The organism is Pullulanibacillus sp. KACC 23026 (assembly GCF_029094525.1).
GTDB lineage: Bacteria > Bacillota > Bacilli > Bacillales > Sporolactobacillaceae > KACC-23026.
In genome coordinates this window covers 4,528,731-4,542,697 of record NZ_CP119107.1, presented here as the reverse complement: position 1 = coordinate 4,542,697, position 13,967 = coordinate 4,528,731, and the positions used below count along the sequence as shown (strand labels likewise).

Annotated in this window: 12 protein-coding genes; 5 read left to right on the top strand and 7 right to left on the bottom strand. The window is 40.9% G+C overall.

Going from position 1 to position 13,967, the window contains the following annotated elements; genetic code table 11:
* Nucleotides 1-36: 36 nt before the first annotated feature.
* Complete coding sequence (locus PU629_RS21120) at nucleotides 37-1,593, bottom strand: ABC-F family ATP-binding cassette domain-containing protein (protein ID WP_275281989.1); 1,557 nt, start codon at nucleotides 1,591-1,593, stop codon at nucleotides 37-39.
* A gap of 383 nt (nucleotides 1,594-1,976) precedes the next feature.
* Here PU629_RS21120 and PU629_RS21115 point away from each other — a divergent pair, with 383 nt between their 5' ends.
* Complete coding sequence (locus tag PU629_RS21115) at nucleotides 1,977-2,834, top strand: aminoglycoside adenylyltransferase domain-containing protein (protein ID WP_275281987.1); 858 nt, start codon at nucleotides 1,977-1,979, stop codon at nucleotides 2,832-2,834.
* 114 nt (nucleotides 2,835-2,948) lie between these two features.
* On the opposite strand, the gene PU629_RS21110 is transcribed toward PU629_RS21115, so the two are convergent.
* From PU629_RS21110 to PU629_RS21100, 3 genes are read right to left on the bottom strand one after another with little or no spacing between them, the layout of a single operon-like run.
* A complete protein-coding gene (locus PU629_RS21110) occupies nucleotides 2,949-4,052 on the bottom strand; it encodes a Ger(x)C family spore germination protein (RefSeq protein ID WP_275281986.1) in 1,104 nt (367 codons plus the stop codon).
* Entirely contained in the window at nucleotides 4,036-5,130 is a 1,095-nt protein-coding gene (locus PU629_RS21105; protein WP_275281985.1) for a GerAB/ArcD/ProY family transporter, read from the bottom strand. Before PU629_RS21105 ends, PU629_RS21110 begins: the two co-directional genes overlap by 17 nt.
* A gap of 14 nt (nucleotides 5,131-5,144) precedes the next feature.
* Nucleotides 5,145-6,473: a spore germination protein gene (locus tag PU629_RS21100; protein WP_275281984.1), complete on the bottom strand. Its 1,329-nt coding sequence runs from the start codon at nucleotides 6,471-6,473 to the stop codon at nucleotides 5,145-5,147.
* A gap of 177 nt (nucleotides 6,474-6,650) precedes the next feature.
* Here PU629_RS21100 and PU629_RS21095 point away from each other — a divergent pair, with 177 nt between their 5' ends.
* The 3 genes from PU629_RS21095 (at nucleotide 6,651) to resA (ending at nucleotide 9,633) form a co-directional block, all read left to right on the top strand.
* Nucleotides 6,651-7,826: a MalY/PatB family protein gene (locus PU629_RS21095; RefSeq protein WP_275281983.1), complete on the top strand. Its 1,176-nt coding sequence runs from the start codon at nucleotides 6,651-6,653 to the stop codon at nucleotides 7,824-7,826.
* A gap of 218 nt (nucleotides 7,827-8,044) precedes the next feature.
* Nucleotides 8,045-8,971: an alpha/beta hydrolase gene (locus PU629_RS21090; protein ID WP_275281982.1), complete on the top strand. Its 927-nt coding sequence runs from the start codon at nucleotides 8,045-8,047 to the stop codon at nucleotides 8,969-8,971.
* 137 nt (nucleotides 8,972-9,108) lie between these two features.
* Nucleotides 9,109-9,633, top strand: a complete 525-nt coding sequence (resA, locus tag PU629_RS21085) for a thiol-disulfide oxidoreductase ResA (protein ID WP_275281981.1) — start codon at nucleotides 9,109-9,111, stop codon at nucleotides 9,631-9,633.
* Between the two features lie 239 nt (nucleotides 9,634-9,872).
* Here the strand turns inward: resA and PU629_RS21080 are convergent, their stop codons facing one another.
* From PU629_RS21080 to PU629_RS21070, 3 genes are all read right to left on the bottom strand, one after another.
* Complete coding sequence (locus PU629_RS21080) at nucleotides 9,873-10,922, bottom strand: YkvI family membrane protein (RefSeq protein ID WP_275281980.1); 1,050 nt, start codon at nucleotides 10,920-10,922, stop codon at nucleotides 9,873-9,875.
* A 110-nt stretch (nucleotides 10,923-11,032) separates the two neighbouring features.
* Nucleotides 11,033-11,812, bottom strand: coding sequence for an undecaprenyl-diphosphate phosphatase (locus tag PU629_RS21075; RefSeq protein ID WP_275281979.1), 780 nt, complete (start codon nucleotides 11,810-11,812; stop codon nucleotides 11,033-11,035).
* Nucleotides 11,813-12,076: 264 nt separating this feature from the next.
* Nucleotides 12,077-13,234, bottom strand: a complete 1,158-nt coding sequence (locus tag PU629_RS21070) for an MGDG synthase family glycosyltransferase (protein ID WP_275281978.1) — start codon at nucleotides 13,232-13,234, stop codon at nucleotides 12,077-12,079.
* A gap of 395 nt (nucleotides 13,235-13,629) precedes the next feature.
* Between PU629_RS21070 and tlp the strand changes: the two genes are divergently transcribed.
* Entirely contained in the window at nucleotides 13,630-13,857 is a 228-nt protein-coding gene (gene tlp, locus PU629_RS21065; RefSeq protein WP_275281977.1) for a small acid-soluble spore protein Tlp, read from the top strand.
* The last annotated feature ends 110 nt before the right edge of the window (nucleotides 13,858-13,967 follow it).

The window sequence follows — 13,967 nt, the reverse complement described above, 5'->3', positions numbered from 1 at the left end:
GACAGACCTCCTCGAGAGGTCTGTCCCCAAAAAAAATCAAAATACTTTTGTGGTCCAGTTTTCGCAGTTCCAGATATCTGTTGCGATGTCTTGGTAGAAGTCGGGTTCGTGGCTGATGAGCAGGATGTTGCCTTTGTAGGCCTTCAATGCCCGTTTGAGTTCATCTTTTGCATCCACGTCCAAGTGGTTGGTTGGCTCGTCCAAAACGAGCAGGTTGCTTTCTCGATTGATCAGTTTACATAACCGGACCTTTGCCTTTTCCCCACCGCTCAAAACGCTGACTTTGCTTTCGATATGCTTGGTTGTGAGGCCGCATTGGGCAAGGGCTGAACGGACCTCATATTGGGTGAGGGACGGGAATTCATTCCAAATTTCATCAATACAGGTTTGACTATTCTCGGTTTTCATTTCTTGTTCAAAATAGCCGATGTGCAAATATTCCCCAAGCGTAACTTCACCAGAAATAGGTTTTATTTCTCCTAAAATACTTCGGAGCAGGGTGGTTTTACCTATCCCATTTGCACCAGTCAACGCAATCTTTTGTCCGCGCTCCATGCTTAGGGTAAGAGGCTTGGAAAGAGGGGTGTCATATCCAATGACGAGATCCTTCGTTTCAAAGATCATTTTGCCGGATGTCCGCGCTTCCTTGAAATTAAAATGAGGCTTCGGTTTTTCTTTGGACATTTCAATAACGTCCATTTTATCAAGCTTCTTCTGACGTGACATTGCCATGTTACGGGTTGAGACGCGAGCCTTGTTGCGGGCCACGAAGTCTTCAAGCTCCGCAATCTCTTTTTGCTGCCTTTTAAAAGCCGCTTCAAGCTGTTGTTTCTTCACTTCGTAGACTTCGATAAAGTGATCATAATCTCCCACGTAGCGGTTAAGCTCCTGATTTTCCATGTGATAGATAAGATTGACGACACTATTTAAGAAAGGAATGTCATGGGAAATGAGAATAAACGCATTCTCATAATCAAGTAAGTAACGCTTAAGCCATTCAATATGCTGCTCATCTAAATAGTTGGTTGGCTCGTCAAGGAGAAGGATATCGGGTTTTTCAAGCAACAGCTTGCCTAATAGGATCTTAGTCCGCTGACCACCGCTTAAATCATGAACATCTCGTTCAAGTCCAATGTCCGTTAATCCAAGACCACGCGCTAATTCTTCTACCTTCGCATCAATCACGTAAAAATCATTGTTCGTTAACATGTCTTGCAGGGGACCGACACCTTCTAGAAGCTGTTCCATTTCCTCAGGTGAAGCTTCTCCCATCTTCATATACATGTTATTCATTTCTGCTTCTATATCAAAAAGATACTGAAAGGCGCTTTTTAATACATCGCGTATAGTTTGCCCTTTTTGGAGAACCGTGTGCTGATCCAAATAGCCGACACGTATCCGTTTTGCCCATTCAACTTTGCCCGAATCAGGCTGGAGTTTCCCTGTAATGATGTTCATAAAGGTTGATTTTCCTTCACCGTTTGCCCCGATGAGTCCAATATGCTCACCCTTTAGTAAACGAAAAGAAACATGATCAAATATGGCACGGTCACCAAAGCCGTGACTTAAATTATTAACAGTTAATAGGCTCATGATTAGCCACCTTTTTCTTTTATAGTAATAGGTGTATTCCTAGTAGATTGTAAATTAACTTCACTGATTATATCATGGATTGCCTTGATTAGGGAGAGTGACGCGAACAATGTTGTCCAGTCTTTCTGAAGGTTTTAAAGGGAGTTTAATAAACCGTTAATTTTATCTTAAACTTGTAATGATACCATTATCTATAAAGTGGATGGTTTCTGTAATCAAGCAAGATTGATGAGAACTAGAAGACGGCAGCTTGCAAGTAAGTGAAGGCAACTAGTTAATTTTTCCTAAAAAAATGTAAAAAGTTGAAACGAATCGATGTGTTTCTTCGTCTAATTAGATGAGGCTTATAGGGACGTGAGATAAACAGGAGTGGGGGAATAAGAGTGGATTCTAGAATACCTTCTTCGGTTCAAGAAATGTTAACGGATTATCTTAAGGGACTGGAAGAAACGTTTGCCGATTCGGTTAGAGGTGTCTATCTGCACGGTTCACTAGCACTTAATGATTTTGACTCATGCAGTGAAGTGGATTTTGTATCGATGCTTGACCATGATTTGAATTGTGAAGAAATGGCTCTGTTAACCGATTTGCATAGCGATATTAGTGATAAATATCCGCATCGAATCATGCAGGGTTCTTATATTAATTGGAGCGATCAAAAGGACAGTTCATGTCTTCCTTTGATGGACCGACTTAGGACGGAAAATGACAAGAAGGTTTCGGCTCCTTATTTTGATGGATTTATGATGACTATGTCAGCCAAAGAGAACGTTAATCCCGTCACCTGGTGGGTCCTCAAACAGAATGGGATACCGTTAAAAGGACCAGAACCAGTGGACCTCCCTTTTAAACTCAATGAAGAGGATCTAGTCGACTATGTGTATGAAAATATGCAGGTGTATTGGAAGAAACGGGTGGAAAAATTTTGGCAGGCTGCTTATCATGAAGCCTCACTTCCCCAAAATGAGTTGGACGGTGAGGTGGCGTGGACGGTTTTAGGACTCTTAAGACAACTCTATACATTAAGAGAACAGAAAGTAATCTCGAAGCTCTCAGCAGCGGATTATGGGCTTCAACATCTGCCTGAAGCTTTTCATACCATTATAAAAGAGGCGGTCAGGATCCGTAAGCAAGCCCCCATTTCTACCATTTCATTAACAAATGAAGCCAAGCTTGAAGATACTTACAAGCTGTCACATTATATTTTTGAGTGGGCAGATCTTCAACAAAAAAGTAGTTAGAACGGTACGGCTGATTGAAGGTTGAACGAAACAATGCGGGAATAAGGTCTGAACTCGTTGTAATAGGCAAAAGCGATCAGGTCTTATACTCCAAATAAAAATGGAATCAGCGAATTATCCGCTGATTCCATTTTCTTTAAAGTCTGTCTGGACATGGACTTTAAAAGTGAGGTTTGGATAAATGGCGGCCCATCGCTCATCTTCATTTTGATGATTAAAGTGATGAGATCGGTACATCAAACCTAGGCCAGCAGGGTCTGTTCTCATCCTCTGCATAGCTTTAAATAAATGAGTGTATTTCTTTTTTAAAAACTTGTTTACTGCGGCTGCGTCAGATTGTGTATTTTCTAATGTCGAGGTTTTCCCTGGCAATCCGATTTCGCCAATCGCTTTGATCTGGACGGATAAATAAGGGCGCTCTCTTTCAGTGTGAAGATGCAGTTTCGTCCGAACGACGCGGAAGGAGGCCACCCCTTGCTTTTTATTAGTCGGAACCTTTAATTCATAGGAAAAACGATGATTAAGAAAGGAATTCAATAGCAAGGTTTCTTGTGGCGAGAGCTTAGCGACCAGATGGGTTTGATCAAACAAACCTACCGTTTGAATCTGGAATCGCCCATTTTTAATTTCAATTATAGGCAATACGGCAGTTTTTCCTTTTTCATTAAGATCACGAAAAAAATTAAAGAGATATTCTGTATTGGTATAAGGCGACGAATACCCTGTGTCCCCAAATTGAAGGATGAGAGTCCCAGAAGGCATTTTTTCAGTTATAGGTGTAAACGACAGGATTTTTTTGGAGCTAGGGTCAGCAATCGCAACATAAGCAATTTTTTGGATATCTCGTCGTTCTATAAGCCATGCTGTAATAGTCTTCATTTCATGCGCTGCTACATAGGGATCAACTAACAAGATTTTTAAATGGCCGAAATCTAATTTACGGTCCAAACGGGTTTTCAGCAGCTCAAGTCCTTCAGATAATGACGTCGTGTTGATGCTTAAAACCGTCGCTTGATCACTAGAAGCAGGCTCTTCCCCTTCTTGGGTAGGGATTGCGATCTTAATTGAAAGTGTATAAGGTTTCTTTCCTTCATGATGGTCAATTCCAAGGTTCACAACGAAATAGCGCTTATCGATATCCTTATAGCCGCAGCCGGTTGATGTAAAAAAACAAAGGAGGACTATAAAACTTAAAATAATCCTATGTTTTTTGGGCATTGCGTCGTCTCCTTTTTATCCAATATAAAAGTAGAAGAAGGATGCCTTCGCTTGGAAAACGCACCATTAACCAAATAACAGATAAATATAATCGTTGTTGGTCATTCGAATAGGAGTTGAAAAGAAAAATAGCGACCAAAAAGAAACAGGGACAAACCCATTTTAATTTTCCTTTCCATAAACGTGGGGAGGGAATAACTCCTTTTAGTAATTCAGTCGTGACATGAAGATGGATGACCGAATTAATCAGGCTTATCATTGTATAGAGCAATAGGAAAGGGTAGATTAAGCGTTCAATAATTCCAAGTGATAATCGAATGGAATCAGCGGTTATCACCCAAGGAAATTCGTAGACGCCAACAGAAACCGTGCCGTTAAATCCAATGGGGACAAAAAAGGTGTGAACGGAAATTAAGAAGCCTAGTATTCCCATCACCCAAATGTGTTTATAGTCGCTTTTCTTAGTAAAGCACTTATTAAATATGACCATGTTTGCATAGCCAGAGTAGATGTAAGTGGCTGTACTTAATGTCATATAATCAGGTAAGCGATTGACATACGTGGCCATTTGGATAATGGATGTCCAATTGAGATAGGGGTTCACGAGTGTTTTATAAAGAATAAAGGCTAAGAATGGCAGGGCAAGTACTAGGATGATCTCGAGAAAGTAAAGCACTTTATCGGATTTCATCACCGAAAAAACACTGACAAATCCGCCTAACATAAGGGTAAGGAGCAAGACATCCGTATCTTGGTTCATGAAAGTTAACATGATGAAAGTAAATACACTGATGGATAGGACCCCGGTGATGAAAAATAGAACGGTAAAATAGACGAGAATTCCTTTTTGAAGCCAAACCGGCAAGGTGTTCTTCATAAGTTCAATAATAGATTGACCTTGAAAGTCATTTATTAAATAAGTAAACATGAAAATGAAAAAAGTACCGATGGGGAATGCCCAAATTAACCCTTGGACAGCCCCTGTAAAGCGTTCTCTAATAAGAATTTCAGGTGTGAACATCATAATATTTGAAATCATGTTTAATAAAATTAAATAATAGTTAAAACGTCGTTGCATGAAGGGCACCTCTTTTATTTCGACAAAAGCAAATCCTTTTCTCTTGAGAACAATTTAAAATAAGGAACCCCAAAGCTTTCAATCTGACACAAATAGGCAAATACACCTACCACTCCTACCAATAGTCCAAGCAAGCCGGTAAAAATCGTCAAGGTTAGAACAAGATACTTAATCACCCGTAAGGCAAAGGCGATTTGGAGATTAGGTATGGCATAGTTAGAGATGGCAACAGCCGCAACGACAATGATCATAATGTTGCTGACAAGTCCTGCTTGTGTGGCTGCTTCTCCAAGTATAAGTCCCCCTACGGTTGTAGCCGTTGGGCCAATCGCCTCTGGCAGTCGAACACTAGCCTCGGTTAATAATTCCATCATGACTAGCATCAAAAGCACTTCAACAAAAGAAGGGTAGGGGACACCCAAACGTGTTCCTGCAATGGATAGAGTCAATTCAATTCGAAAAAGCTCTGGATTATAGGAAGTCATAGCAACATATAAAGAAGGCAGCAGGATCGTGACGAGACAACCGGAGTATCTTAAGAGTTTAATGAAAAAACTGATCCAAAATGGATAATAAAAGTCAGACATGGATCGCATCATATCGAAGAATGGAGCAGGTACTATAAAGGCGAATGGTGTGCCATCTATGAAGAAGATGATTTTCCCTTCAGTAAGATTAAGAGCAATACGGTCTTTTCTTTCTGTTTGATTCATTCTAGGAACAAGATACTTTTTCTCATCTAGTAGAACGTTTTCGAGATGATGGAAATTTTGATGACGGTAAAATGTGTGACGACGAATTTTTTTTAAGAGTGAGTCAACAAGTTGTTTGTCAGCAAGGGATTCATCATAGACCACAGCGACTTTATTTTGAAAGACTTCTATATGTAAGTTAGATGAAGTGTACCAGGTTCTCATCATATTCAAATTGGTTTCAAGGTCCTCACTTAAACCCGATTTTGGCCCTATGACAACTCTCTCAGTTTTCGCTTCTTCAACCGTATTCAGATTCTTTTTTGTCACCTTAAGGGTAATCACTTGATCATTTATGTCTATGAGGACTGACCCGGATAACAAATCCATCAGTGCCTCTTCTTTAGAGGGATTTAACTGGCTATTGGAATGGGACAGAAGGTAATCCATGAAGGCATCATTGTTTTCGAAAGAGTAAAAGGGCTGGATGAGCTGTTTTTCAATCGTTACCGGATCACAGGCAGCGGATAAAAACAAGACTTCAATCGAGGATCCCTCTTTCTCCATGGTTTTACTAGTGAAATCCGAGGAGGTTTGCAGCTTCTGTCTAATCCAACCTGTAAGCTCTGTTATTGAATGTTTTCGTTTCATTAACATCAAACCTCCAAGATTTGTAGGCTAAGGATAGTGTCCCCGATAGATGAGGATTTTATGACAACGCTCTAAAACCAGCAAAGTCTAAACTAATTAGTTTTTAATAGGAATATGATAAAATAATGAAAAACAAGCTATGAATCAGGTGACTATTAATATTAAGGTGGGGATAGGATGAGTGAAGTTAATTTAGATGAATGGATTGATCGCCGAGGCACTAATTCAGTAAAGTGGGAACACACAAAGCAAGTATTTGGACACGATGATTTATTGCCTTTATGGGTAGCAGATATGGACTTTCAAACCCCTGCTGAAGTAACAGAGTCTATTTTAAAACGGGCCAAGCATCCCATCTACGGTTATCCCGGTACCCCTGAGTCTCTGAAAACAGCGATAAAAGAGTGGATTGGGCGCCGATTGCATACATCAATTGATACGAGCCATCTCGTATTTCTCCCAGGGGTTGTTTATGGACTCCATCTCGCGGCTATGACTCTTACATCGCCTGGGGATAAAATCATTGTGCAATCCCCTGTTTATCCACCGTTCTTTTCTTCTGTAGAAAAAACAGGACGACACGTCGTTGAAAATCCCTTGATTGATAATAACGGGCGCTATGAAATGGATTTTGATCAACTGGAATCGATTATTGATCGTCATACTAAAGCGATTTTCCTTTGTAGTCCACATAATCCAGTAGGAAGAGTTTGGATAAGGGAGGAATTGACGAAGCTTGGTGAGATTGCAGTTAAACATGGCTTGATCGTGGTGTCTGACGAGATTCATGGCGATCTCGTTCTTGGAGAACATGTTCAAACCCCTTTCTATTCACTGCCAGACCAGCTATCTGAACAAAGCATCTGTTTCATGGCTCCAAGCAAAACCTTTAATTTAGCCGGACTTTTTGCTTCATATGCGCTGATAAAGAATAAGAAGCTCCGTTTGGAATTTGAGAATGCATTAGCTCGAACGGGAGCAGGACGGTTAAATCTCTTTGGAATTGAAGCGATGGAGGCGGCTTATACATTTGGGGATGAATGGCTGGAAGAGGTGCGTCGTTATTTAGATGGAAACGCGGATTATCTTGTTAAATCCTTCCAAGAGCGAATCCCGCAAATTAAAATGACAAAGCCTGAGGGGACTTATCTTGCATGGCTTGATTGCCGTGAGTTGAAAATGGATGATGAGGCTTTAAAACAGTGGATGATTCACGAGGCCCGTTTAGGCTTAAATGCAGGCATCACCTTTGGAAAACAAGGGAGCGGCTACATGCGCTTGAATTTTGCTTGCCCAAGAAGTCTTTTGGAAGAAGCCATTAGCCGTCTAGAAGCGGCCCTTAAGAAGCTTTAATTTTTTGCGGTGGCAGTTAGAGGGGGCAGTTTTGCCATTTTTAAGGAGAACTGTCCCCACTTACTCCACTATCCTTTGTTTTTTTTCGATTTGTTATTGATTATTTTTAAATGGAAGCGCTATAATTTTGTCAATACAGAGTGAGTGAGGCGCGATCCCTCTTTTTATTCTGGGAATTTAATAACAATTAAAAGTAGTTGATAAAAGGTGGACCGAGCATGAAGGAAACTGAATTTCACTTTAAAGGTAGAGATGGTTTTTCCCTCTATGCCATTAAATGGGAGCCAGACAATAGAGCGGAGCCTGTAGGTGTTGTTCAGATTGTCCATGGAATGGCTGAGCACATTGGCCGATATCGTCGATTTGCAGAAGCCTTGACAACTTCTAATTTTGTTGTGTTTGGACATGACCATCGAGGACATGGACAGACGTCGGGACAGGATGATCTTATTTACTTTGATGATGAAGGCGGCTGGGATAAAGTGGTCGATGACGTCAATTGCCTTCATGAGATTATTCGTGAGGACTATCCGACATTGCCTTGCCTTTTATTTGGTCATAGTATGGGATCCTTTTTGAGCAAATGTTATATTCAACGCTATGCGAGTGATCTGTCAGGGGTCATTCTTTCAGGTACTGGTTTTATGCCAAAATGGTTGGCAAGAATTTCTTTGTGGCTGGCTAAACGTGACGTCAGAAAATATGGTGCTAAGGGGCTTAGCCAAACGTTGGCACCGATCGTTTCCCAAAATTATAATAAACGCTTTCGACCCGTACGAACTGAGAGTGATTGGTTAAGTCGAGATGAGGCGGAAGTGGATCGATTTGTAGAGGATCCTCTTAGTGGCGGGAAACTGACTGCTGGCTTTTATCGTGATATGCTTCAAGGCATGAGTCAAATGGATGATCGGCAAAAATGTGAGCTTATTCCACATCACCTGCCTATCCTTTTAGTCGCAGGGGATAGTGATCCTGTAGGGAACTTTGGTAAAGCCATTTATAAAACGAAACGAAACTATGAGAAAGCGGGACTCAATCAAATCGATATTAAGTTGTATGAAGGGGCTCGGCATGAATTATTAAATGAACTCAATCGCGAGGAGGTCATGCTGGATCTTCTTAAGTGGATGAACAAATGGGTATAAAGTAAATCTAACTCTAAGGATGTCCCCAAAGTGAGTTCAAAATGTGGTAAACTAATAACAATATTCTTTATAGTTGGACGATGGATGGAGGCACTCACGAAACAGGAGGAGTTTTGGGGTGAGAGGGTGGTGACAGTTTGTTAAACCGTCGAATGCGGCTTTTTATCAGGACGATCATATTAGTGATTGTGGTCGTAGCCATTGGCTTCACTGTCTATCAAGTTGTTAAGGGAAAACAGGAAATTAATGTGGGAGATACCGCCCCGAACTTTGAACTTCAGGACTTGAGCGGTAAAAATGTGCAGCTGGCGGACTACCGGGGACAAGGGGTTCTTTTGAATTTTTGGGGATCATGGTGTGATCCATGCAAAGCGGAGATGCCTTATATTAATAAAGCCTTAAAGAGTGGAATCAAAGGCGTAACGGTTCTCGGGGTCAATATTCAAGAGAGTCCCATTACAGTCCGTTCATTTCTTGAAAACAATGATTTAGACATTCCGGTTGTACTTGACAGTAAGGGGCTTGTGACTGATAAGTACAATATTGGGCCAATCCCGACGACTTTTGTAATCGATAAGAATGGCAAAGTCGTCAAAAAGATTGTTGGCAGTATGACAAGCGTCAAGGAAGTGGAGCAAACGATGAAGCTGGTTCAGCCCTAAAAGCCTGAACTCATTTTTATCTTGTGTTTAAACGGACCGCTTAAAGGGAATAAACAAGTAACCTATTAATGCAGGGAGGATCTCCTCTTTTACGCATGATGGTTAGGGTTACTCTACACGCTGAATCCAATTTTCTTATCTCCACATAAGTGAAGGGACTGACAAATGTGTCGGTCCCTTTCCTTTTGATTTCTGTTGATGTTAAGTAAGAATTGCTTAATGCCTTCAATACCCTCATTTCAGCGTTTTAATGCAATGTTAGAGGGTGTTCGTCTGACAATAACCATAGCGGTGAAGAAGAGGCCGAGTTGACCGAAGAACGGATATAAGGATTCAATGAGAGTTCCATAATCAAATAAGCTAACAAGAAAAGTGATAACCAACAGGCTAATGATCAATAGAGATTCCGGTACGTTAATGAAACTCGTCATTTGGCGTGTCATCCCGTAGATATTTCCGACATAAGTAGTCAGAATTTCACCAATGATAAGGACAAAGACTAATCCATAAAATAAGGGACCAATGCGCTCAGCTAAGACGACCATCGGAATGTCAAATAATTTAGCATCAGATAAGGATAAGATCGCCAAGTGACCGGCAAACAAACACACGGCAAACAGAAGTCCTCCTAGAACACCGCCTCTTTTTATCGCTTTTAGATCCTGTATATCATGTCCTAAAGGAACGAGAACGGCCTGTGTTGTCACAAGATTAAAGGAAACATAATAGATGGCATTGATCAGCCAGAAACTGTGCAGGGATGGAGCTTGGACAGGAAACCAGTCGGAAACGTGAAGGACGGGAAATTGAATGAAAGCCATGATGATAACAATCGTAACCATAATGGGAACGACAAGGCTGTTGATGATTAACACCCCATCAATCCCTCTTTGCAAGGATAGAAAACAAATGCCAATGACGATAAAACTTCCGATTAGAGGGGACCAGCCTAGTTGTTCTTTGAAAAGGGCCCCTGCACCTGAAAGCATAACCGCAGTGACCCCGATCATCATGCAAAGGGTAATGGCACTTAAGAAACGTCCTATATGTTTGCCGAATAGGAAGTGATTAAATTCATTAAAGGAACGGGCTTGGATATGGTAGGAAATCACCATAATCTTGGTAGAGGTCCACATATATAGAAGACCTGAAACCACAACACCAATGGTTCCCCATGCTCCGTATTGGGTGAAGAATTGAAAAATTTCTTTACCGGTTGCAAAACCAGCACCGATGATGGTTCCAACCAAGGTAAAGGCTATTTTTAAACTAGTCAGATATGACTTCATTCGCGCCCCTCTTTTCAATTTGGCTTTAGGATCATTAACTCTTTTTTGCATGGACTCATTAGATGTGACAAGAGCCTTGACCGCAGCCAAGATCAACTTATTTTCGTCAGTTAAAATAGCCCTAATGCTTGAGCAAAGATGATAAAGAGGCCTAAAATCCAAACATAAAACGAAAAGATTTTGAGAGAGTGTTTCTTTAAATAACCGATCATCCACTTCATGGCAAGATACCCAAATAAAGCAGAGGACAAGGTTGCGATAAACAATGGGACAAGGCCAATGTCCGGACCGCTTGAATCAAATAAATCTTTACACTGTAAAGCAACTGCCCCGGCAATGGCAGGAGTGGATAGAAGAAAGGAAAAATAAGCGGCCGTATCGCGATCGAGTTTTCGGAATAGGCTTGCCGCAATGGTTGAACCGGATCGAGATATCGCAGGGAATATAGCGGTTGCTTGAAAGCAGCCAATAATGAGGGCATCCCATGCCGTTATTTGATCAAGCTGTTTGGCCCCGCCCTTTACTGAATCGGCAAACCAGAGGAGAGCACCTGTAATGAGAAACTCCCAGCCGATCGTGGCTCCCGTTTTGGACAGCTGTTCAAAATAGGATTCAAAAGCAAGTCCAAAGATAACCGCTGGCAGAGTGCCGATAATTAACAAAAGGGTAAGCTTTCGAAACGGATGGAGCAGAAGATCGATTAATACGTCCTTATAAAAAACAACAATGGCAATTAAGGTTCCAAAGTGGAGCATGGTGTCTAGAAAGAGTCCCGCTTCGTCCAGGCCAAACAAATGACGACCTATGTATAAGTGACCTGTACTTGAAATAGGCAAAAATTCGGTAATGCCTTGAATAAGGCCTAAGATAAATGCTTCAAAACCGTTCATGATGGTTAATCTCCCCTTGTCCAAAATCAGACGTTTGATGAAGGACCGTTCCTTGAGCAACTTAGGACAATCCTAGATAGTCTATATATATGGACTGGCTTGTCTAGATATTAAAGAAATCCATGAAAAAAAGACTCCTCAAGTGGGCCAAGGAGTCTGAACGGGTTTTTCCTATTGACTGGGCGGCACGCGGGAGAGGCCATAACAAAAAACAGGGTCGCCAATGTTCTCGGCTCCCCTGCTTTTTGGACACTTACATTTTCGTTAGCCTAAACTCACTAAACGCAGTGCTTGTTTTTGTTTGGTTTTAATGACATCCATCATAACTTTAGCGACATTTAATGCAGATTGCTTTTGCCAGACAAATTTCTTTAGGGCTTCTCTCAAATCCTCAATCCCGTTGGCCAAAAATAAATAATTCAACTGTTTGATAAGGGTTTGAGGATCTTTGGCATAGAGAGAGGTCCCAGAATCTAATAAAAAGCGTAAGTTATCATTTTCCTGACCGCCCAAAGCTTGAACGATGATCATCGGTACTTCGAGCGCGAGAGCCTCTGAAACGGTCATACCGCCTGGTTTTGTTATCAAGAGGTCCGCTGCTGCCATCCATTCATTCATATTTTCAACAAACCCTAATATTTGGAGGCGGTGATGGGTATAAAAGGTCTGCTGTTTTAATCTTCTGTAAAGCTTGTCGTTTCTCCCGCAAATAATGACCAGTGTCATTTTAATCGGTATCTCATTAAGCTCTTCAAGAATGGATGCCAAGTTTCGGAAAATACCAAAGCCGCCCCCAACTAAAAGGAGGCATGGCGCATCACTTAATCCAAGCTTTCGCTTAATCCAAGGCTTCGAATAAGGGGACGAGAACTTTGGATGAATGGGAATACCTGTTACGGTTATCGCTGTCTCTCTTATGTTGAAATCCATCAAGCGTTTTTTCACATCTTCAGAGGCCACGAAATAATGGTCAATATTTGGATAAACCCAAGAACTGTGAACCGTATGATCTGTAATCACTGTGAAAATGGGAGCTTGGAGGCGCCCTTCTCTTTTGAGTAAAGAAAGCATGCCGGAAGCGACCGGGAATGTACTCACAACTCCCATTGGTTGAACCGATTCAATGTATTGTTCGAGATCGGTTAGGCCAATTCGATTTATGTTTTTAAATAATACAGAAGCTTTTGTTTCTTCTCTTGTTTTTTCGTATAGATAATCGTATAGATTAGGGAACCTTTTAATGCCTTTAATAAAAATGTGTTTACCAAGCTTGTCAAACATGGTTGGTAAAAGATCCGTTACATCAAAGACAATGGGCTTTACATCTGGATAATGGTCTTTAACCACTTCAGCAATCGCATCTGCCGCTTTTTGATGGCCATCACCATATCTACCGGTCAAAATAAGTATTGACTTTGTCACGTCTAGGTCACTCCTTTGGGCTTTCGAGCCTTTAAGGAAAGCATAGGACTTGGCTACACCAATATAAAAACTATAATGTCATAAAACCTCGCCAAGTTATCCGGGCTAAAGCCAGTCTCCATCACATAAGTTCATCCATAATTCTTATAAAGATTTTATAAAGACGATCCTTTTTAATAAAGACGAGCGATAATCATAAAGGTTTCTTACCATTTTAGATTTTATCACAAGTCTCTTATTAAGTAATAGTATTATTCTTTAGGGACAAACTGAACCAACATATAAAAAATAATTAAGGTTTTATTTAAGGCCATTCAGATAAAAATTGGAAGGCATAAGCTTATCGCTCTATCGCACACTAATTCTGAATCCATCTTCTAAAGGGGGCCATTACAATGGCGTATCAAAATAAACCAAATCCAGATGACCGCAGCGATAATGTTGAGAAGCTTCAGGAGATGGTTCAAAACACAGTAGATAATATGGAAGAAGCGGAAAAAACATTGGATGCCCAAAGCTCCGCTCGCGACCGTTCAGGTATCGAAGCTAAAAACGCCCGCCGTGAAGAAGCGATTCAATTTATGCAACAAGAGATAAAGGATGAAATGGACCAGCAGCAATGATTGAAAGCGGGAGGCTAATTTTGCATTAGCCCCCGCTTTTTCTTGTGAGAATTTGTCGAATAATTATAAGTTTTGTCTAAACAATTGAATTTTCTAACATTCATTATCAT